The organism is Neobacillus niacini (assembly GCF_000759675.1).
Taxonomy (GTDB): Bacteria; Bacillota; Bacilli; order Bacillales; family Cytobacillaceae; genus Neobacillus; species Neobacillus niacini_A.
On sequence record NZ_BAWM01000045.1, the window covers coordinates 22,429 to 48,186 of the forward strand.

Here is a 25,758-nt window from a genome sequence, read left to right on the forward strand (position 1 = left end):
TCCTCATTATCAATCCCATTTTTGCAAATTGAGTTTCTCATGACTGGTCAACATTTCTACACGATAATCATTTATACTGTTTGAAGCCTACCACCCCCTTTCCTATGAGGATTTCCTTTAGGACCTTGAGATCATTACAGTTTCACCTTGGACTGCACTCACTTCCTCTGTGAGAGTAAATTGCCTTTTTTCCTCATGGCTATTTGTAATCACGATAGGTGTTATCGTGCTTTTTGCATGTGTTTGGATGTATTCCCAATCAACCTCGATAAGCAACTGACCAACTGAAATCTTATCGTCTACATGAACTGCTACTGTAAAACCATTTCCATTTAAAGCTACTGTTTCTAACCCAACATGTATAAGGATTTCTGTCCCATCATCCGCTCGAATACCAATAGCATGTTCCGTAGCAGCGATGAGAATAACCGTTCCATTGACAGGAGAATGAATATTTCCAGCCGTAGGTATCACGGCTATCCCTTCCCCCATCATCTTTTGACTAAATACAGGATCCGGAACCTCCTCTAGCGGAATAATGGCTCCATTGACTGGTGCAACTATTTGTAATTTTTCCTTTTTAAAAAAACTAAATACCATTTAAAGTACCCCTTTACTTAAAAGAATAAATAAAAAAGGCATGGGGGCACAATAAAAGGGCAGAATTAGCCTTTTTATTTTACCACCATGCCTGATCGTATCAGTAACATGTGATCATTATTACTATTAATACAATCATACCATTTAATAAATAAAAAAAACAAGTGTAAGCGATATCATTTTGAATCAAACTTTCGAATTATTTCTTATCGTTTTCATAATAGTTCATTTTTTCAAAATAGAATTATTATTTTAAAAAAACTTTCTTTTTATCTAAATAATACCTAATTTCCCGTTATACCAATGTTTATAACTGTATAAATCTTATTTACCAAAAATAGTTTTTGACAATTGAAAACAATCAAAAGTATTATAATATAATAAAGGGAGGTAGAATTATGTCGAATTATAATAGGCAGAAAATTGTGGAAAGTGTCCCTCAAAAAGGTTTCTTTGGACACCCAAAAGGTTTATTCACTCTTTTCTTTACAGAATTCTGGGAGCGTTTCTCTTACTACGGAATGAGGGCAATCTTAGTCTACTATATGTACTATGAGGTTTCTAAAGGCGGATTAGGGCTCGATGAAAATCTGGCACTTTCCATTATGTCCATTTACGGATCACTAGTTTACATGTCAGGGATTATCGGAGGCTGGTTAGCCGACCGGATATTCGGTACCTCAAGAGCGGTATTCTACGGTGGAATCTTGATAATGTTCGGTCATATTGTTCTTGCAATACCTGGAAGCGTTGCAATGTTCTTTGTATCCATGGTATTGATTGTTCTTGGAACAGGTATGCTTAAGCCGAATGTTTCTACTGTAGTCGGTGAAATGTATAGTGAAACAGATGAACGTCGTGATGCTGGTTTCACCATCTTCTATATGGGGATTAACGCGGGGGCATTCTTATCACCATTAATTGTTGGAAGTGTGATGGATTATAGCTTCCACATAGGTTTTGGTATTGCGGCTGTTGGTATGTTCCTTGGTCTTGTCATGTTTGTTCTAACTAAGAAGAAAAATCTTGGCTTAGCTGGTACCACTGTTCCAAACCCGTTAACAAAAGCTGAAAAGAAGAAAACTTTCACATTTATTGGATTGGGTATTGTTATAATAGCTGTCCTATGTGCTGTATTAATTCCAATGGGAGTTCTTACATTTGCTAGCTTTATCAACATTGTTACATTCTTAGGTATTATCATTCCAACTATCTATTTTGTTGTTATGTATCGAAGCCCTAAAACTACAGCTGTGGAACGTTCACGTATTATTGCTTATATTCCACTTTTCATCGCAGCTGTTATGTTCTGGTCTATTCAAGAACAAGGCTCAACAATCCTTGCAAGTTATGCAGACAAGCGTACTCAATTAGATTGGATGGGAATTAACATTTCTCCAGCATGGTTCCAATCATTAAACCCGTTATTTATTATCGTATTTGCACCTATATTTGCTTGGTTCTGGCTTAAATTAGGAAAGCGTCAGCCAACAGTGCCACAAAAGTTCTCATTATCATTATTATTTGCTGGTTTGTCATTCCTAGTAATCCTTGTTCCAGCTTATCTTGGCGGTACAGATTCATTAGTAAGCCCAATATGGCTTGTCCTTAGTTATTTAATTGTTGTATTTGGTGAATTATGTATTTCACCTGTAGGTTTATCTGCAACAACAAAATTAGCTCCTGCTGCTTTCTCAGCACAAACGATGAGTTTATGGTTCCTAGCAAGTGCAGCAGCGCAAGCACTCAATGCGCAAGTCGTTAAGTTTTATTCACCAGAAAACGAAATGGCGTACTTTGGCGTTATCGGTGGAGCAGCTATCGTATTAAGTATTATCCTTTTTGCATTGTCTCCGAAAATTCAGGGCTTAATGAAAGGTATTCGCTAAGCGATTCTAATACTTAAACTTTAGGCTGTGTTAAATTTGTCTGTTTATCTGCGCTCCAGGCACTTCGCTTTCCGCGGGCGGTCCGCGCAAATCAACAGAGTGCCAATATCAACATTTAGCATTAACACAGCCAAACTTTAAATAAAGCAGTATCCCATAAAAAAATGGGATACTGCTTTTTTATTTCTATACTTGTTCTTTAAAATTAAATTGTGTATGATTTAATTGTACACGATTTAATTAAAATACCTATCCATGTAGGAGGAATAGTAATGAAAACAGTCTATGATTTTACTGTAAAAATGTCGAATGGTGAAGAAAGATCTCTTAAAGAATACGAAGGTAAACCCCTAATTATTGTTAATACTGCCAGCAAATGTGGTTTTACCCCTCAATTCCAAGGTCTTCAGGAATTATATGAAACTTACAAGGATAGTGGGTTAGAAATTTTAGGATTCCCTTGTGATCAATTTAATAATCAAGAATTTGACAACATCGAAGAAACTACACAGTTTTGCCAGCTAAACTACGGTGTAACCTTTCCAATCCTTGCAAAAGTGGATGTAAATGGTGATAAAGCAGATCCTTTGTTCACTTACCTAAAAGAACAGAAGAAAGGATTACTTTCTAAAAACATTAAATGGAATTTCACAAAATTCCTTGTGGACCAGAATGGTCAGGTTATTGAACGTTATGCACCAACAACGGAACCAGTTAAAATGAAGGATGATTTAGAAAAATTATTATCTTAATAGGTGATTACCATGGAAGACTTCATGACATTAAAAAATCAACTTTGCTTCGCCGTATATGAAACGGCTGGTGAATTTAATAAATTATATTCCAGTGTGCTCCAGTCCTTTGGTTTAACCTATCCTCAATATTTAGTCTTATTGGCTTTATGGGAAGACGATGGGGTGACACATAAAGAATTAGGGGAAAAGTTGAATTTAGGCACTGGGACTTTGACTCCTATGATTTCACGCATGGAAGCAAATGACTGGGTAAGAAAAGAACGTTCTAAAGAGGACGAAAGAAAAGTTTATATCTATTTACAAGAGAAGGCTATAGAAGAAAAACGAACCATTACCAAAAAGGTCGCCGAAGTAATCCAATCCTGTCAAATAGAGCTCGAAGAATATGAGCAGTTAATGCAGCAGTTGAATACTTTACAGAAAAAAATGAGAGAACGAAAAACTAATTGAGTTTTATTTAAAAGGCTGTCCAAGACTGGACAGCTATTTTATTTCTTATTATAAGAAATTCATATCTTTCTCGTTGAGTAAGCCTCATCTTATCCAAATCAAACCTATAACTCTCCAAAATCATTTACTATGAGTTATTTCCTTTATGAAATTGTTATCTATTTAGAAACATAAACTTACCAATTATGGAAACAATATAGCTAGTCTCTTCTATAAAAGGAGAATAAGTATGTTTAATCTATTTAAAAACAAAAATGCCGAGAAAGAAAGTTTGGACAAGATTTTAGCCAAATCCGATGATTATAAATGCATTGATTATTTTAACCAAAAAACAAACGTCTCTTTTACTCTAAAGTTTTTAACTACATTAATTGACGAAAAAACCGTTCAAGAAAGTATTCTCCCTTATTTATTGGAAGAGAATTTTAAGGAAATAGATGACGCAAAAGAGATTATCCCACTAGCTGACATTCAAATTTCGGAGGACATCTCACAAATTGAAGATAAGCTCTTTACCGGATCTGTCCTATTAACTGTAAATGGTAAAGAAAACAAGTTTTGTTTTTTAGGAGCCCGGAAAGAAATCGGGCGAAACGTGAGCCTCCCAGAAGTTGAATTCAGCGTAATCGGTCCAAAGGAGTCCTTTGTAGAATCACTTGATCAGAATCTTAATCTAATAAGAAAAAGAATTCCAGTTAAAGAATTAATCATGGAAAAATTAACGGTCGGAACACTTTCTAAGACAAAAGTAGCTATTCTTTACATAGATGGGATTACAAATCCCGAGAATGTAGATACAGTCCGGCAGCGAATTGAAGACATTGAATTTGATGAGATTACAGATAGCTCCTATATTGTTCAAATTATTTCAGATAATCAAAATTCACCATTCCCACAGCTTCTTGACACGGAAAGACCAGACCGAATTTCTGCCATACTTGCAGAAGGCAAAGTAGCCATTTTTGTTGATGGGTCACCACATGCATTAATTGGACCCACTACACTGGTAGAGTTTTTCAGCTCATTTGAGGATTATTATTTAAACTGGATTCTATCTTCCTTTTTTCGCTTGATTCGACTATTTGCCGTTGTGTTTTCTATTTTGGTTACACCCGTATATGTGGCAACACTTAGTTATCATTATGAATTAATACCGCAAGACTTAATGAATACCTTAGTAGCCTCTCGTAGAGCCATTCCCTTCCCCCCTATTTTGGAGGCATTATTTCTGGAATTAACGATTGAGCTTTTACGAGAAGCAGGAGCAAGATTGCCGACAAAGGTCGGTCAGACAATTGGTATCGTTGGCGGGATTGTTATTGGAACGGCTAGTGTCCAAGCTGGTCTTACGAGTAACATTCTATTAATTTTCATTGCCTTAGCAGCACTCGCTTCCTTTACAACCCCAGTCTACAGAATAGGCAACACGATTCGATTAATGCGCTTTCCATTCTTACTTTTTGCAGAGTTATGGGGACTCCTGGGAATAGTGGTCTGCTTTAGTTTTTTATTGACCCACCTTATTCGACTTACTTCACTAGGAAGGCCTTATTTAGAACCTTTGTACCCTCCTAGGATGCAAGACCTTAAAGATGCTTTTATACGGTTATCTTTTGATAAACAAAGAAAACGACCATTCCTGCTGAACACAAATCAACCTAACCGTTTTCATAAAAAGGCTGCAAAGGACAAGAAAGATATAGAAGATGAATAGAGGGATCATTATGAATTCTAACGTTCCAAATAGTAAAAAGATATCTCCTTTTCTCGTATTTTTCCTCATTCATACCATGCAGTCAGGGGTAGGTATTCTGGGATTTCAAAGAATTATCGCTAAAACCGCAGGATATGATGCTTGGATGTCCATCATTCTAACGGGTTTGGTTGTCCATATACTTTTGTGGATGATGTTTAAAATGCTAAAAATAGCAGATGGAGACATCACTTCGATTCATACCTTTGTACTTGGAAAAAAAATCGGGAAAATCTTTAGTAGCTTTTTTATCCTTTACTTTTGTTTATTTACCATAACCGTCCTGCGCAGCTACATAGAAGTTGTTCAAGTATGGATGTTTCCAGAACTAAGAACATTTTGGTTTACTCTTGCCTTGCTTATTTTAGCTATCTATATTGTGTTTGGGGGTTTTAGGACGGTAGCAGGGATTGCCTTTTTTTCGATCATTTTACCATTCTACATTGATGTATTGTTTGTTGTGATCATTCCGTATTCTGACTTTACCAATCTCCTTCCAATTTTCGATCATTCGGTAAAGGAGTTACTGCTTGCTAGTCGTGATATGTCGTTTACCCTATTAGGATTTGAAACCTTATTATTTTTTTATCCGTTTATTCAAAACCCAGAGAGGAGTAAAAAGTGGGCTCACTTTGGCGCATTATTTTCAACAATGCTTTGTATCTATTTGGCTATTCTAGCCTTTGGCTTTTTTCCGGAGGCACAATTGCAAAAAAACACATGGCCTACATTAGCAATGTGGAAAATTATTAAATTACCTTTCGTTGAACGCTTTGAATATATTGGAGTTTCAAACTGGGGTTTAGTGATATTACCCAATATATGTATTTGTTTATGGTGTGCAAGTCGATTAGCCAAACAGCTATTTTCCATTCGCCAAAAAACATCGGTTACAGCCATTGCCATTCTTTGTTTAATAGCCACCAGTTTGATATCAACAAGAGGACAAATTGATTTACTGACAACTTATACTGGAAAGGTTGGTTTTTACTTCAATTTCATATACGTTCCATTATTGTTTGCAGGTACGTTAATAGCGAAGAAGGTGAGAAATCGTGAGAAGCATACTTAAATTGATTACCTCTGTTTTCCTAGCCCTTAACCTAATTGGCTGTGTCAAGAAAGAGGTATTAGATGATATTAGCTTAATTGAAGGAATAGGCTTCGACTATATTGACAAAAAAAACATCCTTGGCACAGCTGTCATTCCCGTTTACCTGCCTGATCAACCACCTAAAAAAACTACCTTCTCGACAAAAGCTGAGATTAGTAAGTCCATTCTGCAGGATATTCAACGACAAACAGCTGATCCAATTGCAACCGGAAGCCTTGAGGTGCTCTTATTTAGTAAGACCTTAACCGAAAAATTAGGAATTCTGCCATTGGTTGACGCCTTTCAAAGGGACCCATCAATTGGGTCTGATCTCTATTTAGCTGTGGTAGACGGAGAAACGAAGGAATTACTTGCTGGACAATATGGAATAAGAGGAAATGCCACCTATATTTCAAAGTTGATGGAACATAATATCAAAAATGAAGATCTGCCACAATCAAATCTGGAACTGTTTCTTGGTGATTTTTATCAAGAAGGAAAAACGCCCTTTATTCCGCAGCTGAAACAAATTGGAAAAAACAAAATGAAAATTAGTGGGATAGCTTTACTCAAACATGGAAAAATGGTTGATCAAATTGCACCTGACAAAATGTTTTTTTTCAAGCTGCTTGTAGACAAATACAGTGAAGGTATGCACCGGGTCAAAATAGAAAGTGGGGAAGCGGCCGTACGAAGCATTCATTCATCCCACAATTTCGAATTGACAAAAAGAAACCCTGCTGAAGTTACGATTCATTTAAAGGTTAATGGAAACATCGATGAGTTTACCGGTCAAGAGCTCACACCTAAAACGATACAGGAATTACAAAAACAATTCGAAAAGGACATTCAGAAGGAATGCCTTAAATTGATACAGCATTTTAAAGATAAACAAATAGACCCAGTAGGAATTGGTCATTTTGTAAAAACACAGACGAGAAATTTTGATTTTAAGAATTGGAGAGAGAATCAGTATAAAGACCTTGTAGTCAAGATAAAATCAGAGGTAAAGATTACAGAATCAGGGGTCATTGAATAAAAAAAGCAAGTAGACTTGTCCATTTTAGACTATGTCTACTTGCTTACGATCGTTATACCATTTTGTGACTTAAACGATTCCAGTTAAGAGATAAACTGCAATGATGAAGAAAGCAGCAATTGTTTTAATAATAGTGATAGCAAAAATATCACGGTAAGACTGTTTATGTGTTAAACCGGTAATCGCCAATAAGGTAATAACGGCGCCGTTATGCAGCAGTGTATCCATACCTCCGGAGGCCATGGAGATAACACGGTACATAACTTCAAGCGGATTATCGAACTGATTTGCTAGTTCAATATATTTATCTGACATCATCCCAAGAGTGATCGCAATACCGGCAGAATTTCGTCTCTTTTAGCGATTCTTACTTTTTGCAATTTCAGCAGCAACTTCAACGATCATATCCTCTTGACCACCCACGACTTTACGTTTGCCTAATTCAATTAAAATATCACGCGAATCTACGCCAAATTTCTCAGCAGCACGTTTTGAATGTAAGGCAAAGCTTGAGTAAACACCTGCATAACCAAGCGTTAAACTATCTTTTGTAATTTCTTGTGGTACTGGTAAAAGTGGTGAAATGATGTCTTCAGCTAAATCCATCATTTTATATAAATCTACCCCAGTTTTTATTCCCATTCGTTCACAAACGGCAACCAGTACTTCTGTTTGCGTATTTCCGGCACCTGCTCCTAAGCAGCGAACACTGCCATCAATACGTGTAGCACCTTCTTCAATTGCTACAAGCGTATTCGCCATCGCAAGTGATAAATTGTTATGACCATGGAAACCAATGTTAATGCCTACAGATTGTTTAAGTGCACGAATTCGTTCGCGAACTTGACCTGGCAGCAGGTAACCTGCTGAGTCTACTACATAGACTGAATCGGCTCCGTAGCTTTCCATTAATTTAGCTTGTTCCACTAATTTGTCAACTGGAGCCATATGGTTCATCATTAAGAATCCAACCGTCTCCATGCCTAGTTCCTTTGCATAGGCAATATGCTGTGGAGCCACGTCCGCTTCTGTAACATGTGTTGCGATACGAGCCATCTTTGCTCCTAGATTTGCCGCTTCTTTCAATTCGTGCAAAGTACCAATACCAGGCAATAACAGAACTGCGATTTTTGACTTATCTGCAACAGAAACTGCAGCTTCGATTAATTCCAGTTCATTTGTACGAGAAAGACCATATTGTAATGATGACCCAGCTAAACCATCACCGTGAGATACTTCGATATATGGGACATTTGCGTCATTTAATGCTTTAGCCACTTTTAGTACTTGATCCACTGTAAATTGATGAGAGACTGCATGACTTCCGTCTCGTAAAGCAACCTCTGTAATCAGAATATCTCTTTCATTTGTCATTTTATTTACCCCTTTCTACGGCTTAAACTGTTTCTTTCTTTAAAAGATTTTTAGCAAACTCTTCGGCAATTTTTACTCCTGCAGCTGTCATAATATCAAGGTTTCCTGAATATTTTGGCAGATAATCTCCGGCACCTTCTACTTGAATGAAGATGGTAACTTTATTACCTTCGAAAATAGGCTCTGTACGGAGCTGATAGCCTGGCACATAAGATTGAACGACTTCTGTCATTTCAGCAATGGATTTTCTGATACCTTCTTCGTCCATTGTTCCTTCTTCTACAAGCGTATACACTGTATCGCGCATCATGATTGGAGGTTCAGCAGGGTTTAATATCATAATTGCCTTCCCTTTTTTAGCTCCACCGACAACTTCAATCGCACGGGAAGTTGTTTCGGTAAATTCATCGATATTAGCACGAGTTCCAGGGCCAGCACTTTTACTTGAAATCGTTGCAACGATTTCTGCATATTCTACTGGGCTTACGCGTTTTACGGCATGGACCATTGGGATTGTTGCCTGTCCGCCGCATGTAATTAAATTAATATTTTCTTTTTCTAAATGCTCGTCAATGTTAACAGCCGCGCAAACATAGGGACCAACAGCTGCCGGAGTCATATCAATTACTTTAATTCCTGCTTCTTTTAACACTTTTGCATTATAAAGATGAGCTTTTGCCGAAGTTGCGTCAAAAACAATATCAGCTTCTAATTCTGGATCTGCAAGGAATCCATCAATTCCAGTGTCTACCCCTGCATAACCCATTTCTCTTGCACGGCGTAAACCATCTGAATGCGGGTCAATCCCAATTACGGCAGTTAACTCTAGTAATTCAGAGCGACCAAGTTTAATCATTAAATCTGTACCAATGTTCCCTGAGCCAAGAACAGCAACTTTAACTTTTGACAAAATAATTCTCCTCCTAGAAATTACTTTATTTTTGTATGTTTTCTTACTCTAGCTTCTTTTTAAAAGACATTACCTTTATTACCTAAAGATGTTGAAATCTCAGATGCAGCTCTCTTAATCCCCGCTATTACTTTAGGCTGCTTTTCTTCATCAAGTCTCATTTTAGGTGCAGCACAGCTAATTGAAGCGATTACATTTCCCTTATGATTGAATATCGGTGCGGCTATACATTTCAGTCCCAACTCGATTTCTTCATCGTCGACTGCATAGCCAGTCTCACGAACAGAAACTAAATGTTTTTTTATTTGATTTACATCTGTCATTGTGTGCTCTGTAAATGCTTCTAAACTTGCGGATGATAATAGCCTATCGACCTCTATTTCACTTAAATAAGCAAGTATTGCCTTACCCACTCCTGTACAATGAACGGGTGCTCTTTTTCCAATATGGGAGTAAATAGTAAGAGCTCTTGGACCCTCTACTTTTTCAATATAAACAACTTCATCCCGCTGTAATGTAACTAAGTGAACGGTTTCATTTAATTCATCCGCTAAATCTCTAATAATGGGTCTTGCTATGTTTCCAATATCGAGATGTTTTCCAACAAAGTTACCTAATGTGAAAAGTTTAATCCCCAGCTTATACTTCAAATCCTCTGGATTTTGTTGAAGATACCCTCTATGTTCCAAGGTTTTAATAATTCCATGAACGGTACTTTTTGATAATTGAAGCTTTTCACTTATCTCTTTAACACTTAGTTCTGGACTTGTGGTCAAAAACAATTCAAGGACATTAGCTGCCCTTTCAATCGATTGAATTAAACGTTCAGACATTATCTTCCTTCTTTCGTTCGTCATTGTCGAACATTGTTCGTAAATTTGCTATTGGATGTTTTTATACTAACTCGCTTCTAATAGTATGTCAATAATATTAAATTCATTATTCTGAAAAACCAGACTATTTCATTTCTACAAAAATAAAAAAGAGCTCATCTTTTATAATGAGCTCCCATAAATCCATCGAACATTAAATTACTTCAAACTGTTTAAAACCTGTTTGATCCGGGATAAAATCTAGTTTTTTATCTCGAAAATAATGGCATTCACCTTTGTCGATGATGAAATGAAGTTTATCCTTTACTATTTCATTATCATTATCTTGAATAGAGCCTTCTAAAGTTAATTTCACTTTCATAAAACAACTTTTACGCATTTGTAATCGGATAAACTTAGTTGAATCTGATAATTCCAGCCTATTTTGTATTTCTGCTTTAGCTGCTTCTGTTAGAACGAACACGAAATCAACCCCTTTTTACATACCTTGTCGTCCTCACAACTAATTTTAAACCATGAAGTAGTTCCGTAGTAAATAAGAAATCCATTTTGTCTGTGGATGATTTCGAATATTTTCTACTAATCCCTTCACAATCGCTCTTGGTAACGTTGGGGCAAGCAGCTCTTGTTTTAACAGAATTAATGATTCTTGTTCAATAGACTCTTCCATTTCTACTAGTTCTTGTTGAATAATTTCAAGAATCTGTTCCTTTGTAACCTCTTCACCCAGTGGTTCGTCGAACATCTGGATAAGATCTTTTGTAATAAAGGGGACTGTGGTATTTCTTGCAAGCAGATTTGTTTTTTCCACTAACGATTGTGATAGCAATTTCAAATCTAACGGTACGTTATAGAATAAAAACAGCTGTGAATACATACTCATAAAGCCCTTAATACAAAATACCAAATCATACTTTGTATCTCTTACCTCTTTTTCTTCATACAGTCGTTCCACCATTGATAAAATGGTCTTCTCCATTAATCGGTCGTAGTAACGCATTTTTATTATGAATTCTTCATCAAAAGATCGCGATTGCTCCTTGATAAGAATTTTTCCAAAATCAGAATGCTTTTGAAAAGAGTTAAATATCGCATAATAAAATTCATATAGAAGATTTTGATCACTGGCGACATTTCTGACTAGATAGTCAATATCAGAAGTGAATTGAATCATAAAGTGGTCAACTAAGGCAAAGATCAATTCATCCTTTGACTTAAAAGATAAGTAAAAAGCGCCTTTGGAAATACCGCAATGTTCTGTTATTTGTTGCACAGATGTGGCTTCAAAACCCTGTTTAGCAAAAAGCTCAATTGCTTTTTCCATAATTAATTGTTTTTTCATCATTATTATCGCTCCTAAGTACAATCATTGACAATTGACCGGTTAGTCAGTATTATAAATACTTGAGTTAGATAAGTCAATTAAGGGTAGGTGTAACGGTGAAAGGCTTAGTCAATTTTGTTTTAAAAAATAAACTTGCAGTATGGTTACTAACGATAATTATTACGGTTTCTGGAATTTATTCAGGCACACGAATGAAAACAGAGACGATTCCAGACATTTCAATTCCATACTTAATGGTAATGGGTGTATATCCTGGAGCAACTCCCGAGCAAGTAATGGATGATATATCTATGCCTTTAGAAAAGGCTGTAGAAGGACTTGAAGGTGTTAAATCTGTATATTCAAATTCGTACTCAAATATGGCTAACATCCAAGTAGAGTATGAGTACGGGGAAGATATGGATGAAGCAAAACGTGCATTAGAGTCGGCAATTGACGCTGTCAAGCTTCCAGAAGGAGCTCAAGAACCGGTCATTACTGCTATTAGTATGAACATGATGCCGGTCGTTGCTTTAAGTGTGAGTAATTCCAACGGAGATATCGTAGACTTAACATCTACCGTAGAGGAAATATTACTACCTAAAATTGAAAAAATCGACGGTGTTGCGTCTGCTACCATTACGGGCCAGCACATCGAAGAGGTTGAACTTACTTATAATGAAAATAAAATGGCTGAATATGGTCTAACAGAAGACACAGTTAAGCAAATGATTCAAGCAAGTAATCTAGCTGTTTCATTAGGGCTGTTTGAATTTGAAGAAGGCGAACAGGCTGTTTCTATTGATGGCAAGTTTATGACAGCTGATGAATTAAAGGAAATGCTAATACCTGTAACACCATCAGCAACGAATCCTCAACCATTTGTGAAACTTAGCGAGATTGCTTCCATTGACGTAGTGGGTCGAGTTCAGTCCGTTTCACGTACAAACGGAGAAAATGCGATCGCTATTCAAATTGTCAAAGGGCAGCAGGAAAACACTGTGGATGTTGTAAACAGTGTTAAAGAACTAATCAAAGACGAAGAAAAGAAAATTGAAGGTCTTAAAATCGATGTAACGCTTGACCAAGGTGCTCCCATTGAAGAATCAGTTTCAACTATGGTTGAAAAAGCGCTATTTGGCGGTTTGATTGCGGTATTAATCATTCTATTATTCTTGCGTGACGTTAAATCAACGATTATTTCAATCGTATCCATTCCCGTTTCCATTTTTATGGCGTTACTGTTTCTAAACTGGATGGATATTACATTAAACATCATGACGCTTGGTGCGATTACAGTAGCGATTGGTCGTGTAATCGATGACTCGATTGTTGTAGTGGAAAATATATATCGACGTCTACATCTAAAAGAGGAAAAATTAACTGGTCGTGCACTTGTACGTGAAGCGACAATTGAAATGTTCAAACCAATTATGTCATCAACACTCGTAACAGTTGCGGTATTTGCACCTCTTATCTTTGTTGGCGGTATGGTCGGTGAGCTATTCATGCCATTCGCATTAACAATGACGTTCGCACTTGGTGCTTCGTTGCTAGTTGCGATAACAGTCGTTCCTGCACTAGCTCACTTCTTATTTAAAAAGAAGCTATATAGTGAAAAAACAGAAGGCAGTCATAAAGAAGCTGGTAAATTAGCTACTTGGTACAAAGGAGTCCTTAAATGGACACTTAACCATAAAATCATTACTTCCATTATTTCTATTGTACTTTTAGTCGGAAGCTTGGCGTTAACACCATTAATCGGTTTTAGTTTCATGGGCAGTGAAGAAGAAAAAGTGATGTACTTAACATACACCCCAGGAACAGGCGAGCTTAAAGAAGATACATTAGCAAACATAGAAGTAGTCGAAGAAGAAATGCTTAAACGTGATGATATTGATATCGTACAAGTATCCGTTACGGAAAGTGGAGATCCAATGGCGGCGATGATGGGCGGTGGCGGAGATGGTGCATTAATGTACCTCATCTTCGACCCAGAAATGGAGAACTTCCCAGAAGTGCGCAAGGAAATTGAAGAATATGTATTTAATATCGGGCAATCAGGCGAATGGAAGTCACAAAACTTTGCTCCTACTTCGATGTCAACAAACGAAGTAAGCTACACCTTCTATAGTGAAGATTTAGATAAACTAAATAATGCTGTAGGTATGGTAGAAGATGTGATGAAGGAAAATAAACGTCTAGAAGATGTTTCTTCTAGTGCAGAAGATGCTTATGTTGAATATACATTCCAAGTAGAACAAGATGAGTTGCTGCAATATGGTTTAACTGCAGGACAAATTGTAATGATGTTAAACCCTAATAAAACACAAGAAGTTTTAACTACGGTTGAAAAAGACGGTGAAACATTAGAGGTAATTGTTCAGCAAGAACAAGCAGCCCAGCCAAAGTCAATCGATGAAATGTTAAAAACAGAAGTTCCAACTGCTCTTGGTACGACAATGCCTCTTTCTGAACTTGTTACAGTTAAAAAGGGTACAACGTTGAATACACTTGCACGCAGTAAAGGTGAGTACTATGCTACAGTTTCAGGAACAATTATTGACGAAGATATTTCTAAAGCAACATCTGAAGTAGGTAAAGAAATCGATAAATTAGATTTACCTAAAGGTGTAACGGTTGGTGTCGCTGGTGTTCAGGCAGATATGACCGAAACCTTTACGCAGCTTGGTATCGCCATGCTTGCAGCGATTGCGATTGTTTACTTTATCCTTGTTGTAACATTCGGTGAAGGTCTCGCACCATTTGCGATTCTATTCTCGTTACCATTTGCAGTGATTGGTTCGTTTGTCGGTTTATTAATCGGCGGTGAAACAATTTCCGTTTCTGTCATGATGGGTCTATTAATGTTAATTGGTATCGTTGTAACAAATGCGATTGTACTCGTTGACAGGATTATTCATATGGAACGTGATGGTATGAGTATGCGTGAAGCTATACTTGAAGCCGGTGCAACTCGTCTCCGTCCAATCCTAATGACAGCAATCGCAACAATCGGTGCGTTAATCCCATTAGCGATTGGTCAAGGAGGAGGCGGTTTAATCTCGAAAGGTCTTGGTATTACAGTAATCGGTGGTTTAACAAGTTCAACATTATTAACATTAATTGTTGTCCCTATCGTTTATGAAGTATTATCTAAGATGTTCAAGAAAAATCGTAAAGAAATTGTAGAAAACTAATTTTAAAGCCCTGAAAGGTGACACTTCACTTTTCAGGGCTTTTTTCCTACTGATTTTTACTATCTATTACCAAACAAATAAACCAACAATCATTGCACTTAACAATGAAACAGCAATTCCGCTGACGAGTAGCTTCCATACGTTTTTTCCAATAATCGCAGATTTCTCTTCAGATAGCACAGAATTAAACGTTCCATAAATCATACCCACTGTACTAAAATTTGCAAATGAGGTTAAAAATGTTGTTGCCACAGCAACTGTATGCGGTGACAATGTATCCAATTGATTTTTCAGATCCATCATGGCGACAAATTCATTTGTTGCTAATTTTATACCCATTAACTGGGCTACATAAAGGGCATCCTTAACAGGCAAGCCGAGCAAGAAGGCAAAAGGGCTAAAGATATAAGAAAAGATCTTTTGTATTGTAAGACCATCAATAAACACCCCTAATATTCCATTAAGCGCAGCTGTTAACGCTACATATCCAATAACCATCGCTAAAATAACGATTACCATATTCATTCCGACTAACATACTGTTTGAAATGGTTGAGAAGAAGTCCTTTTTCTCCGATTTTGGAGGTTCATAAATGATATCTTCCTCTTTCGGCACTGTGGTTGGATTTAAGATGCTGACAACAATAAGAGCATTTAAACAATTCAATGGAATGGCGCTAAAAACATAAGTAGCTGGAACCATTGATAAATACGCACCGATAATCGAGCCGCTGATACTGCTCATACTCATAATTCCAAAGGTAAGTAAACGATAATCCTTTAAAACAGACAGTTGATTACGAATTACAGCTAACGCTTCCGTGTTTCCTAAGAACATCATTTGAATGGAGAAAAAGCTTTCTAATTTAGGCATTTTCGAAACCTTGGAAATAAGCCACCCTACTTTATCAATAATCCATGTCAAAATACCAAAATAAGATAAAATATCAAAAAAGGTCACAATAAAAATAATCGGCAGCAGCGCACTGAAGAAAAAGTCTATTGTCTCATTTGCCATTGCACTTGGAAATACAAACGCAATCCCTTCACTCGCACAGGCAATTAACCATGTAAAGAATGCAGCAATTTGATTAATCAGCCAGCTGCCAATATCTGTCCCCAACATAAACCAGGTAATAAGCAATTCAACCACAACAAGCAAGACAATTGCTTTCCATTTAACTTCTTTCTTTTGGGGAGAACATAAAAATACAACACCCATCACAACAAAAAAGCCTATTAGATTAATTATAAAATACATTAAAGCAACTCCTAGATGTAAATTTTCTAAATCAAAAAGCCCTTTTTCTCATTATTCCCAACAAAAGGGAAACAATGAAAAAAAGAGCTTCTTCAAACATTTTAAGGTTTTAATAAAACTTTCCCTGTGCTTTTTCGACTTTCTAGTAATGTATGTGCTTTAGCGCCATCTTTTAACGAAAAAATAGCTGGTTCTTGAACGTTTACTTTCCCTTCCACGATCCAATCAAATAATTGTTTTGAACGTGCTTTTCTTTCTTCTAACGAAGTAAGAACATTCCAAAGGTCCCCCCCGGTTAGTGTTTTCGAAGTATCCATAAGCATCCGAGGATCCACCGGAGCAGGGTCACCCCCTGCCATACCATAAAAAACAACAGTACCTCCAACTTTAGTAACCTCAAAGCTTTCCTGAAGAGTGGAACCCACAGAATCATAAACAACATCCACACCATATCCATTTGTTACATTCTTTACTTCCTCTATCCAGTTTTCATTGTATAAAAACACATGATCGGCTCCGGCTGAAAAAGCAGCTTTAGATTTATCAACTGATGATGTAAGACCAATAACTTGTCCGCCTAATATTTTCGCAATTTGAACAAGAATTTGACCAACTCCGCCTGCTGCCGCGTGAACAAGGATCGATTGCCCAGCTTTTACTTCAAAACTATCCTTTGTTAAGTAGTGTGCTGTTAAACCTTGAAGTAAGATGGATGAAGCTGTTTCAAAGGAGATATCATCTGGTAAGGGAATGGCCTTTTCTACAGGAACCGCAACCAACTCAGCATTAGCAAAGGGTACATCTGCAAATGCAATCCGATCCCCAACCTTTATAGTGGTAATTCCAGCACCAACCTTTTCCACGATTCCAGCACCTTCATAACCCAATATGTATGGAGGATTTCCTGCTAGATGATAATTCCCTTTTCGGCGGTATATATCTGCAAAATTTAATCCAATCGCCTTCATCCCTACCAAGATTTCATTTTCACTAATGACTGGTTCAGGGATATCTATATATTGTAATACCTCGGGTCCACCGAAACTTTTAAAGATTAGTGCTTTCATTCTTCTGCTCCTCGCATTCAAAAATATATTTCACATTGTATAGTTTTTCAGGAGTAGATACAAAAAAACCGCTTTTTAAAATGGGCGAGACGACAACTACTGACAATATATATCTTAATCAAACGTTTGATTAATTTTGCATAATCCCTTTAAAAAAATGAACTTTGAGTTATTTTCGGGGAAATTTTTGTCGTAAATTAGGCTTGGTTTTCCCTAAAAACCTTCAGTGGCAGTCAAAAAAAATAAGGTAATACAAACTATACCGTTTTTTGACAAATTATTATGTTAATCAAACGTTTGATTAGCAGAGGCTAAAGCCCTTCCAAATAAGGCTTTAACCCCTAAAACAGGTAAAATGAATGTCGTATTATAAGGCCAATCTGCTTTCTAGTTTTCTACTATAATGCCAACACCTTGCAAAACCTGTCCATCGCTCATTTTAATTATATGATCAGCAAATCCAAGCATTTCTTCGTCATGTGTAACCATTAGGGTAGTAATGTTCAGCGTTTTTGTTAAATCCCGGATTAAAGACATAACGTCCTTAGACCTTTTTGAATCTAAACTTGCAGTTGGTTCATCTGCGAAGAGAACTTTAGGTTTATGGATGATTGCACGAGCAATTGCAACCCGTTGTTTTTCCCCGCCCGACAATGAAGACGGATAAGCATTTTTCCGATGTCCCATTCCAACTAACCTTAGAATTTTATCAACTTCCTTTTTTTGCTCATGTTTCTTTAATTTCGATTCAGAAACATCCAGCATTAGCATCAGTTGTTCTTCTACTGTGAGAAAAGGAACAAGATGTGCAAATTGAAAAACGAAACCGAATTTACTTGCTCGTATTTTTCGGACTTGCTCTGAGCCCATGGCAGCCATATTTTCACCTTCGAATATTACTTGTCCATCTGATGCAGGTTGAAGCCCTGCAGCTATGGTAAGGAGTGTACTTTTACCCGAACCTGATGCACCCACTAATGCAGTTATCTCTCCTTCTCTAAGAGATAAATTAATTCCTTTTAGTATTTCTTCCTTCACTTCACCATTCGTAAATGTTTTTCTAACTTCATCAATCGTAAATAATGCCATATTAAACCTCTCCTTGTTGAATCGCTTGTAATGGCTCTACTTTTCTTATTTGTACACCTGATAGTGTAGCTCCAATAAATCCGATAATTAGGAAGACTACCGACAATTGAATTGTTGTTTCAGGCGTTAAACTAAAAGGCATTCCCTTAGGTGCAATCATATTAAAAACTTGACTGAATGTAACAGATAGGGCAAGTGCAATGACTGTAATAAAAACCATTTGTGTCCACATCATTTTGAACAACGTACTTGTTTTTACACCGATTGCCTTTAAAATACCGTATAAACCCATTTTTTGAACATTCATCATGTAGAAAAAAATAGCAAACAACATTCCGCTAATTATCACCAAAAACCAAACAATCATATTTAAAGACATCTGTTCTGCGCTATAACTCGGAATTGTGTTGAGAAAATCTATCTTTGTGAAAGATTGTAGTCCAGCGATTTCTAGTGAGGAATCTTCACCCGGTACGAAAACCAATTGCATTTCTTCGACTCGGTAAATTTCTCTGTAGTCCTCCATACTGATATATGCAACAGGTGCATGGCTGTACTTCTTTTGGTCGACAAAACCTTTTACAACAAAATTTCCACTATATTGATTATTCGTTAAGGTATCTCCAATCTTTATACCTTCATCCTCCAATGACCGATCAAGTACGATTTCACCATCTTTAACATGGTTAAATAACTTTGAATCAGTAGATGTAACAAAGGCGACGCTTCGCTGCTTACCCGTCTCATCATTTAAGAAGCCCATTTGAATGGATAATGCTACAGCATCCTTCTGATTGTTTAAGATTTTATCTTGTATACTGCTATCAATTCTTGATAGATTATAGGTTTCGTCTGCATCTTCATTCATAAAAAATTGTCCACTTGGTAAATCTTTAATTAATGCAGCGTTGTCTTGTGATAATCCATTTGCTAAACCAGATATAATAAACGTTAATAAACTAACGAGAAAAACGATTGAACCTAAAATCAGAAACCTTACTTTATTTTTTTTTATTTCTTTCCAAGCAATGTTCATCATAATTCCTCCCAATCTCTATTTGACCCCCTTAGTATATAATCGCTATGTGAACTGACAATGAACAGGAAGTTACATTTAAGACGTGTGCGAACTTTATCTAAAATCTTTTCTGTTCTACGCAAAAAGACCATTCTCGAGGAATGGTCTAAATTCTAGTTACATAGAATAGTTGCTAAGATTTCTGTTCTTTCTAATACTATTTGTTTGTTTTTTGAGTAAATACTAATAAGCAAAACAAACAGAAACTAAGTAGTAGTGTTGCTCCTCCGCCAATATAAACGATTAAGTTGACAGCTCTAGGCAGGAAATTGAAAATATTAAGTGCCATCCCAACAGTTAAACCGACAACACCAATTATCGCTGTATATACATGAAAAGCGGATAATAGTTTCGCAGTTGGTTGAAATACTCGATAGTAAACAGCCCATGAAAAAATCGAAAGCCAGCCGACAACGAGTATATGGGCATGGACAGGTTTAAAAGCATAATCATACGACCCTGCCATATGTCCTCCCATCGCGGCTCCAATTAAGCCGAAAATAGCTGATAACCTTAATAGCAAATTACTATATTTCATATTCATTATACGTTTCCCCTCATTTTTTCTATAAATAAAAAAATTCACCTTTTTCATAATTTCATAATGAGTGTACCTTATGAATATGAACGGAAGATGAATTTCAAATGACAATTCTATTGGTTACTTGTGTCTGGATCTTTGTATGGGAGAATAACTGTAAAAGTTGTGCCACTATCTTTACCACTTTCCACTACTATTTTCCCTTGATGCATTTGTACAATACTTTGAACGATTGAAAGACCCAATCCCGTTCCTTCCACAGCTTTAGACCTTGAAGGGTCTGCACGGTAAAAACGGTCATAGATTCGCTCTATTTGCTCAACTGCCAATCCGATTCCAGAGTCCTTAAATTGGACTTTAATGGAGTCAGATGTGTTCGTTAATGTAATGTCGATACTTCCATTCTCCACATTATATTTTATTGCATTGGTTAATAGGTTTTCCCACACCGAATATAACAAAAAAGGATCCCCACTCATTTTTGTCTCTGGAAGGGAGTAGCTTAGCATAAGTTCCCTTTCATTTATTCTCCAGCGATATTGCTGAATTACACTTATAATTTGTTCTGCCACATTGAATTCTTTTATGTCCATTAAATCCTTCTTACTTTCAATCGAAGAGAGAAGTAGCAGCTGTTTTGAAAGATTAGATAAACGATTGAGTTCTGAATGGATCACTTTTATGTGATTTTGCTTTTTCTCATTGGAAATTTCCTCATCATCTAATAAGTTCAAATACCCTTTTATATTCGTAATCGGTGATTGGATATCATGAGAGACATTTGATATAAGCTCTTTTCTTAATTGATCTACTTTAGCCAGCTTTCTTGACATGTTCATAAAGCTTGCAGCTAAGTCGCCTATTTCATCTTTTCGATTAATATCCAAATGAATGGTGAAATTCCCCTCGGATAATGTTTTGGTTGCCTGATTTAATTTGACAATCGGTTTTACTAAGTACTTCGAGCTTATTAAAACAAACAAAATACTTAAAAAAATGGAAGTAAGCAAAAGCCAAGCAAACAATAAATGCATCTCATTAAACATCAGTTTAATATCCGGACGGATGAATAGGGCATAATTCTGTTGTTTGTATGTAAAAGGAACTCCAACCGTGTTCTTTAATTCATTGGCAAAGAATCCAGTAACAAATGTCTTATGTGGAAATTGATTAATACCATGATAGATTTCACCAGCAAGAACAGCAGCAATTGCCTTATTTGAAAGGTTTCTTTCCCGGTATGAAGTCCCGAAAAAGTGTTCCCTTCCATCTTCATTTACGATATATATTTGATAACCAATTGACCCTATATGATCTAAGTATTCATTTAGATCAATGTTTGGATCTGTCTGAACATATTCTGAAATCTCTAATGCAAAATTCGTGATTTTATGATCATTTTGAGGTTTAAGTGAATGTTGATAATACAAATTTGAAATAACAAATGATAAAACTCCACTAAGCACCATAATGAATATAGTCGAAAAAGCAAACTTACCATAAAGAGATTTCATTTATTGGACCTCCAAAGAGTAGCCTACACCTCTAATGGTCTTGATGGAAACCACTTCAGTTACATGCTTAAACCTTTCTCTAAGACGTTTAATATGAACGTCAACTGTCCTTTCATCTCCTTCATATTCAAAACCCCATACTTCCTCAATCAATTGATATCGATTGAAAACCTGATTAGGATGCGAAGCTAAGAAATAAAGCAGGTCGAATTCCTTTAAAGGTAACATATACGTTTTTTGAGCTATTTCCACTTCATAGCTCTTTTTATTAATAAAAAGATTTCCTATTTTTATATTTGATTCATTCAATCTTCCGTATCTTCTTAGCAGGGCATTTACTCTAAAAAGCAATTCCTTCGGCTCAAAAGGTTTTACTAAATAGTCATCTGTTCCTGAGTGATATCCTTTTTCCTTATCCTCAATTTGGCTTTTGGCAGTAAGCAAAATGATGGGGATATCATTGAATTTGCGGAGTTCTTCGGTTAAGTGATATCCATCCATTTTCGGCATCATGATATCCACGATAGCCAAATCGCATAATTCTTTCTCAACAAGCCTTAGTCCTTCTATTCCATCTGGTGCCTCTAAAACCTTGTACCCTTCTTTCATTAATAAATCCTTTACTAAATAACGAATATGCTGATCATCATCAACGACTAGAATCGTCTTCATGGAACTCACCTATATACAATTGCTAATCCTTTCAAGAAATTTCTAGCGTATTTATCAAGGCACTGCTTATAATTCTTATGACCTTCTTTTCTTAATATGGCGCTTAATTCACCTTTTGTTACCGTAATTCCTGCTTTTTCAAATATATCGAGCATATCCTCACTTGTTAATGCCAGCGCTATCTTCAACTTCTTTAGTAGTATATTATTAACACTTTCCTTACTCCTTGAAGGTGTTGGTGTATCAGGTTGTCCAGGTTTTGGTTCTTGCTTACCTCTTTTAAAAGTAATAAAGCCATTTAAAAATGACTCTAACATACTATTCGTACATTTAATGTTGTCTTCATCCTCAGTAATATCATCATAATCAACTTCATCATCGTAGCTGTCTTTTGATTTTGTCAGGATTTTTAGCACTTCATCTTTTGATACTTCGATGCCGCCTAGTTTAAATATCTCAACCATATCTGTATTTTTTATATCTAGTGCATACCGTAATCGAACTAATATATCATTATTCTCCATTTATAACCCTCCAATAAGATTTCTATATGTATAGCACAAGTATATCCGTTTCAAATGTCAGACAGTCATTTTCCAACTGGATAATGCTAGCCAGTTCTCTTGCTGCTCATAGTCGGGAAGTATTTTACCAACAAGACGCCAGAAGGATCGATCGTGATTCAGATGGACCATATGGCACATTTCGTGAACGACTACATAGTCGATTACCTGCTGAGGCGCCATTGCCAGCTTCCAATTAAAGGTTAACTGCTGCTTCGAATCACAGGTTCCCCAGTTCGTCTTATTATCCGTAATCCGGATAGACCGTGGCTTTGTTTTAAAATTGCTTTGATAAGATTTAATACTCCTCTCGACTAACATTTTACATTGTTGATAGTAAAACCGTTTTAATGCTTGTCTTATTTTTTCATCCTCAAGTTGTTTCACAACTATATGTAACTTTTCCCTTTCAAACACAGCATAGTCTTGCTCAATATTCATATTTTGAGAAATCTGAATGGGATATTCTTTCCCTAAATAAAGGAAGCTTTCACCATGATCATAGGTCTTCAACTTTGGTCCAAGCGTTCTTTCCTTCATTTCATTTAATTTTTCCTGAATCCAATCCCATTTTCCCTCTAGAGCCTGTATCACTCGTTCATCGGACATTCCTTTAGGAGCCTGAACTTCAACATTTCCATAGTGATCGATAGAAATGCTCATGGATGTACGTTTTTTATATTTTATCTCAAAACGAATTGTTTGCCCTAAATAATTATGAATCATTCCATCACCTATAGTTATTCGTGATATATATTTCGCATTATGACAATTGATTAAATCAATGTGAAAAATAATGAAAAATTAGAGAAGCAATAAAATTCTACTCTAACCTTAATGTTTACATATTTTCATCAATTGTCTATACGAGCAATCACAACCAATTTATTTTATCACATGGTATAACTTTTTGTTGCTTACATCCCTTTTAAAGTAATAGGAATTATCCTTGCCACATGTTAAAGAGATTAACAAATATTATGTGTTTGTGATTTCGTTGTTAAAATCGATTTTATATTTCTCCATTTCGCTCTGGCTCCAGTTTAATTTTTCAGCCATATATGCTAGGACTGGTTCATGCCACTTTTTCACGGAATGGATATCAAACAAAAGGTCTCCGGTCCTTCTGAAATAGAAGTCCAATGGAGTGACAACCATTTCGTGTTTGATTCCGTAGACCAGTTTCGCGAAAATCACCATAGGCAAGCCGAATTTCTCTGCTTCATTTTTGTTGCGAGCAACTAAGTCAAAAACAACTGGAGCATTGGATCCATAGAACGAAGCCAGGTGCCTTGCCATTTCTTCTGATAACCCTGCCTTAACCCCTTGCTCTAGAGCTCCTTCGACAAACTGTTCAAATTTCTCCGAGCCGCCAAAATCCCCGCCGGATATTGGCAAATGTTTTGTTTTGCACGGGGCAAAACTTCTTCCTTCTTCTGTGGATAATTTTCCTGCTACTAAATCCACAATCGTTTCTGCCATTTTTCGATACCCAGTCAGCTTTCCACCAGCAATCGTAATCAGTCCAGACTGAGACTCCCAAATTTCATCTTTCCGAGAAATTTCTGATGGATTCTTTCCTTCCTCGTGGATAAGCGGGCGGATTCCTGCCCAGCTCGACTCTATATCTTCAGGTTTTGCATTAACAGCTGGAAACATATAATTAATCGCATTGATTAAATAATCTATATCGGCTGCGGTCATTTTTGGGTTCACTTTGCTCCCATCATAAAACGTATCTGTTGTCCCAACATATGTTTTTCCGTTGCGAGGAACCGCGAAAATCATTCTTTTGTCTGGCGTGTCAAAATAAACCGCCTGCTTCAACGGGAAACGAGACTTATCCATGACGATATGGACACCTTTTGATAAGATCAACATTTTTCCTTTCTTGGAGCCATCCTTTTCTCGAAGTGTATCGACCCAAGGACCAGTGGCATTTATGATTTTTTTCGCCTTGATGACGTACTTTTCTCCGGTTATTTGGTCGATGACAGCTACTCCGATTACCCTGCCGTTTTTTGTAACTAAATCATCTACCTTTGCATAATTTAGGGCTGTTGTCCCATTTGCAACTGCGGCTTTAAGTACTTCTATCGTCAGGCGAGCGTCATCTGTCCGATATTCCACATAGTAGCCCCCGCCTTTTAAGCCTTCCTGTTTAATGAGTGGTTCTTTTTCCAGTGTCTGCTCTTTCGAAAGCATGCTTCGGCGCTCGCTCTTTTTTACGCCTGCCAAAAAATCATACAACAGAAGTCCAATCGAAGTTGTAAAGCTTCCAAATGTCCCACCCTGATGAAATGGCAGCAGCATCCATTCAGGGGTGGTCACATGAGGTCCATTTTCGTAGACGATTGTTCTCTCTTTCCCCACCTCAGCGACCACCTTGACATCCAATTGCTTTAAGTAACGCAAGCCGCCATGAACGAGCTTTGTAGACCGGCTTGATGTTCCAGCTGAAAAATCCTGCATATCAAGCAACGCCGTTTTCAACCCTCTGGTCGCTGCATCGAGAGCGATTCCTGCTCCGGTAATCCCTCCGCCGATTATCAGCAGATCAAACAATTCTTCTTTTAACGTACCAATTATTTGATTTCGTTTAACATTCGTGAACATATCATTTTCCTCCTCAAACAGGAAAAGAGACCGCAAAGAACATTACCATTTTTGCTGGTAATACTTCGCGGTCTCTCCATTTCTCCTGCCATTATATTAACTTGTTATTAGTTTACCAAATTGCTTCATTAAATGAAA

At 36.7% G+C, this 25,758-nt stretch carries 23 protein-coding genes and 1 pseudogene; 7 read left to right on the plus strand and 17 right to left on the minus strand.

The window, feature by feature from the left end; translation table 11 throughout:
• Positions 1–117: 117 nt before the first annotated feature.
• Positions 118–600, minus strand: coding sequence for a PTS sugar transporter subunit IIA (locus TR08_RS17100; RefSeq protein ID WP_045520168.1), 483 nt, complete (start codon positions 598–600; stop codon positions 118–120).
• Positions 601–998: 398 nt separating this feature from the next.
• Here TR08_RS17100 and TR08_RS17105 point away from each other — a divergent pair, with 398 nt between their 5' ends.
• From TR08_RS17105 to TR08_RS17130, 6 genes are all read left to right on the plus strand, one after another.
• Positions 999–2,489, plus strand: coding sequence for a peptide MFS transporter (locus TR08_RS17105; protein ID WP_045520171.1), 1,491 nt, complete (start codon positions 999–1,001; stop codon positions 2,487–2,489).
• 272 nt (positions 2,490–2,761) lie between these two features.
• Positions 2,762–3,241 carry a glutathione peroxidase gene (locus TR08_RS17110; RefSeq protein ID WP_045520172.1) on the plus strand — a complete coding sequence of 160 codons (480 nt, stop codon included), beginning with the start codon at positions 2,762–2,764 and terminating at the stop codon, positions 3,239–3,241.
• Between the two features lie 12 nt (positions 3,242–3,253).
• Positions 3,254–3,694, plus strand: a complete 441-nt coding sequence (locus tag TR08_RS17115; RefSeq protein WP_045520174.1) for a MarR family winged helix-turn-helix transcriptional regulator — start codon at positions 3,254–3,256, stop codon at positions 3,692–3,694.
• 229 nt (positions 3,695–3,923) lie between these two features.
• The gene (locus TR08_RS17120) at positions 3,924–5,408 is read left to right on the plus strand and encodes a spore germination protein (RefSeq protein WP_045520175.1); all 1,485 of its coding nucleotides are present in this window, start codon (positions 3,924–3,926) and stop codon (positions 5,406–5,408) included.
• 10 nt (positions 5,409–5,418) lie between these two features.
• Positions 5,419–6,519 carry a GerAB/ArcD/ProY family transporter gene (locus tag TR08_RS17125; protein ID WP_045520176.1) on the plus strand — a complete coding sequence of 367 codons (1,101 nt, stop codon included), beginning with the start codon at positions 5,419–5,421 and terminating at the stop codon, positions 6,517–6,519.
• Positions 6,503–7,579: a Ger(x)C family spore germination protein gene (locus TR08_RS17130; RefSeq protein ID WP_052427494.1), complete on the plus strand. Its 1,077-nt coding sequence runs from the start codon at positions 6,503–6,505 to the stop codon at positions 7,577–7,579. The genes TR08_RS17125 and TR08_RS17130 overlap by 17 nt, the downstream gene beginning before the upstream one ends.
• A gap of 69 nt (positions 7,580–7,648) precedes the next feature.
• On the opposite strand, the pseudogene TR08_RS17135 reads toward TR08_RS17130, so the two are convergent.
• From TR08_RS17135 to TR08_RS17160, 6 genes and pseudogenes are all read right to left on the minus strand, one after another.
• A pseudogene (locus TR08_RS17135) lies at positions 7,649–7,924 on the minus strand (GntP family permease); the annotation flags it as partial.
• 12 nt (positions 7,925–7,936) lie between these two features.
• The gene (dmpG, locus tag TR08_RS17140; protein WP_045520178.1) at positions 7,937–8,953 is read right to left on the minus strand and encodes a 4-hydroxy-2-oxovalerate aldolase; all 1,017 of its coding nucleotides are present in this window, start codon (positions 8,951–8,953) and stop codon (positions 7,937–7,939) included.
• A gap of 22 nt (positions 8,954–8,975) precedes the next feature.
• Positions 8,976–9,863 carry an acetaldehyde dehydrogenase (acetylating) gene (locus TR08_RS17145; RefSeq protein WP_045520180.1) on the minus strand — a complete coding sequence of 296 codons (888 nt, stop codon included), beginning with the start codon at positions 9,861–9,863 and terminating at the stop codon, positions 8,976–8,978.
• 59 nt (positions 9,864–9,922) lie between these two features.
• On the minus strand, positions 9,923–10,696 hold the full coding sequence (locus TR08_RS17150) for an IclR family transcriptional regulator (RefSeq protein WP_045520185.1): 774 nt from the start codon (positions 10,694–10,696) through the stop codon (positions 9,923–9,925).
• Positions 10,697–10,889: 193 nt separating this feature from the next.
• Positions 10,890–11,159 carry an iron-sulfur cluster biosynthesis gene (locus TR08_RS17155; RefSeq protein ID WP_045520187.1) on the minus strand — a complete coding sequence of 90 codons (270 nt, stop codon included), beginning with the start codon at positions 11,157–11,159 and terminating at the stop codon, positions 10,890–10,892.
• Between the two features lie 45 nt (positions 11,160–11,204).
• On the minus strand, positions 11,205–12,041 hold the full coding sequence (locus TR08_RS17160; RefSeq protein WP_045520189.1) for a TetR/AcrR family transcriptional regulator: 837 nt from the start codon (positions 12,039–12,041) through the stop codon (positions 11,205–11,207).
• A gap of 95 nt (positions 12,042–12,136) precedes the next feature.
• Here TR08_RS17160 and TR08_RS17165 point away from each other — a divergent pair, with 95 nt between their 5' ends.
• Positions 12,137–15,220 (plus strand): efflux RND transporter permease subunit, encoded by a 3,084-nt coding sequence (locus TR08_RS17165; protein WP_045520191.1) that lies wholly within the window; start codon positions 12,137–12,139, stop codon positions 15,218–15,220.
• A gap of 66 nt (positions 15,221–15,286) precedes the next feature.
• Here the strand turns inward: TR08_RS17165 and TR08_RS17170 are convergent, their stop codons facing one another.
• The 10 genes from TR08_RS17170 to TR08_RS17215 all read right to left on the minus strand — a co-directional run bounded on the left by TR08_RS17170 (position 15,287) and on the right by TR08_RS17215 (position 25,620).
• The gene (locus TR08_RS17170) at positions 15,287–16,480 is read right to left on the minus strand and encodes a nucleoside transporter C-terminal domain-containing protein (protein WP_045520193.1); all 1,194 of its coding nucleotides are present in this window, start codon (positions 16,478–16,480) and stop codon (positions 15,287–15,289) included.
• Positions 16,481–16,581: 101 nt separating this feature from the next.
• Entirely contained in the window at positions 16,582–17,547 is a 966-nt protein-coding gene (locus tag TR08_RS17175; protein WP_045520194.1) for a quinone oxidoreductase family protein, read from the minus strand.
• A gap of 387 nt (positions 17,548–17,934) precedes the next feature.
• The gene (locus TR08_RS17180) at positions 17,935–18,636 is read right to left on the minus strand and encodes an ABC transporter ATP-binding protein (protein WP_045520196.1); all 702 of its coding nucleotides are present in this window, start codon (positions 18,634–18,636) and stop codon (positions 17,935–17,937) included.
• A gap of 1 nt (position 18,637) precedes the next feature.
• Positions 18,638–19,672 carry an ABC transporter permease gene (locus TR08_RS17185; RefSeq protein WP_045520454.1) on the minus strand — a complete coding sequence of 345 codons (1,035 nt, stop codon included), beginning with the start codon at positions 19,670–19,672 and terminating at the stop codon, positions 18,638–18,640.
• 199 nt (positions 19,673–19,871) lie between these two features.
• Positions 19,872–20,258 (minus strand): hypothetical protein, encoded by a 387-nt coding sequence (locus TR08_RS17190; RefSeq protein ID WP_081954531.1) that lies wholly within the window; start codon positions 20,256–20,258, stop codon positions 19,872–19,874.
• 110 nt (positions 20,259–20,368) lie between these two features.
• Positions 20,369–21,769, minus strand: coding sequence for a sensor histidine kinase (locus TR08_RS17195; RefSeq protein ID WP_045520198.1), 1,401 nt, complete (start codon positions 21,767–21,769; stop codon positions 20,369–20,371).
• Positions 21,770–22,441 carry a response regulator transcription factor gene (locus tag TR08_RS17200; RefSeq protein ID WP_045520200.1) on the minus strand — a complete coding sequence of 224 codons (672 nt, stop codon included), beginning with the start codon at positions 22,439–22,441 and terminating at the stop codon, positions 21,770–21,772.
• Between the two features lie 5 nt (positions 22,442–22,446).
• Complete coding sequence (locus TR08_RS17205; protein WP_045520201.1) at positions 22,447–22,965, minus strand: DUF1456 family protein; 519 nt, start codon at positions 22,963–22,965, stop codon at positions 22,447–22,449.
• A 57-nt stretch (positions 22,966–23,022) separates the two neighbouring features.
• The gene (locus TR08_RS17210) at positions 23,023–23,730 is read right to left on the minus strand and encodes a M48 family metallopeptidase (protein ID WP_045520202.1); all 708 of its coding nucleotides are present in this window, start codon (positions 23,728–23,730) and stop codon (positions 23,023–23,025) included.
• 252 nt (positions 23,731–23,982) lie between these two features.
• Positions 23,983–25,620, minus strand: a complete 1,638-nt coding sequence (locus TR08_RS17215; RefSeq protein WP_045520204.1) for a glycerol-3-phosphate dehydrogenase/oxidase — start codon at positions 25,618–25,620, stop codon at positions 23,983–23,985.
• Positions 25,621–25,758: the final 138 nt, after the last annotated feature.

Excerpts from the sequence above, each read along its gene's own strand:
- TR08_RS17100 (WP_045520168.1), bottom strand. The coding sequence starts at position 600 with ATGGTATTTAGTTTTTTTAAAAAGGAAAAATTACAAATAGTTGCACCA.
- TR08_RS17105 (WP_045520171.1), top strand. The coding sequence starts at position 999 with ATGTCGAATTATAATAGGCAGAAAATTGTGGAAAGTGTCCCTCAAAAA.
- TR08_RS17110 (WP_045520172.1), top strand. The coding sequence starts at position 2,762 with ATGAAAACAGTCTATGATTTTACTGTAAAAATGTCGAATGGTGAAGAA.
- TR08_RS17115 (WP_045520174.1), top strand. The coding sequence starts at position 3,254 with ATGGAAGACTTCATGACATTAAAAAATCAACTTTGCTTCGCCGTATAT.
- TR08_RS17120 (WP_045520175.1), top strand. The coding sequence starts at position 3,924 with ATGTTTAATCTATTTAAAAACAAAAATGCCGAGAAAGAAAGTTTGGAC.
- TR08_RS17125 (WP_045520176.1), top strand. The coding sequence starts at position 5,419 with ATGAATTCTAACGTTCCAAATAGTAAAAAGATATCTCCTTTTCTCGTA.
- dmpG (WP_045520178.1), bottom strand. The coding sequence starts at position 8,953 with ATGACAAATGAAAGAGATATTCTGATTACAGAGGTTGCTTTACGAGAC.
- TR08_RS17150 (WP_045520185.1), bottom strand. The coding sequence starts at position 10,696 with ATGTCTGAACGTTTAATTCAATCGATTGAAAGGGCAGCTAATGTCCTT.
- TR08_RS17160 (WP_045520189.1), bottom strand. The coding sequence starts at position 12,041 with ATGATGAAAAAACAATTAATTATGGAAAAAGCAATTGAGCTTTTTGCT.
- TR08_RS17170 (WP_045520193.1), bottom strand. The coding sequence starts at position 16,480 with ATGTATTTTATAATTAATCTAATAGGCTTTTTTGTTGTGATGGGTGTT.
- TR08_RS17175 (WP_045520194.1), bottom strand. The coding sequence starts at position 17,547 with ATGAAAGCACTAATCTTTAAAAGTTTCGGTGGACCCGAGGTATTACAA.
- TR08_RS17180 (WP_045520196.1), bottom strand. The coding sequence starts at position 18,636 with ATGGCATTATTTACGATTGATGAAGTTAGAAAAACATTTACGAATGGT.
- TR08_RS17185 (WP_045520454.1), bottom strand. The coding sequence starts at position 19,672 with ATGAACATTGCTTGGAAAGAAATAAAAAAAAATAAAGTAAGGTTTCTG.
- TR08_RS17190 (WP_081954531.1), bottom strand. The coding sequence starts at position 20,258 with ATGAATATGAAATATAGTAATTTGCTATTAAGGTTATCAGCTATTTTC.
- TR08_RS17195 (WP_045520198.1), bottom strand. The coding sequence starts at position 21,769 with ATGAAATCTCTTTATGGTAAGTTTGCTTTTTCGACTATATTCATTATG.
- TR08_RS17200 (WP_045520200.1), bottom strand. The coding sequence starts at position 22,441 with ATGAAGACGATTCTAGTCGTTGATGATGATCAGCATATTCGTTATTTA.
- TR08_RS17205 (WP_045520201.1), bottom strand. The coding sequence starts at position 22,965 with ATGGAGAATAATGATATATTAGTTCGATTACGGTATGCACTAGATATA.
- TR08_RS17210 (WP_045520202.1), bottom strand. The coding sequence starts at position 23,730 with ATGATTCATAATTATTTAGGGCAAACAATTCGTTTTGAGATAAAATAT.
- TR08_RS17215 (WP_045520204.1), bottom strand. The coding sequence starts at position 25,620 with ATGTTCACGAATGTTAAACGAAATCAAATAATTGGTACGTTAAAAGAA.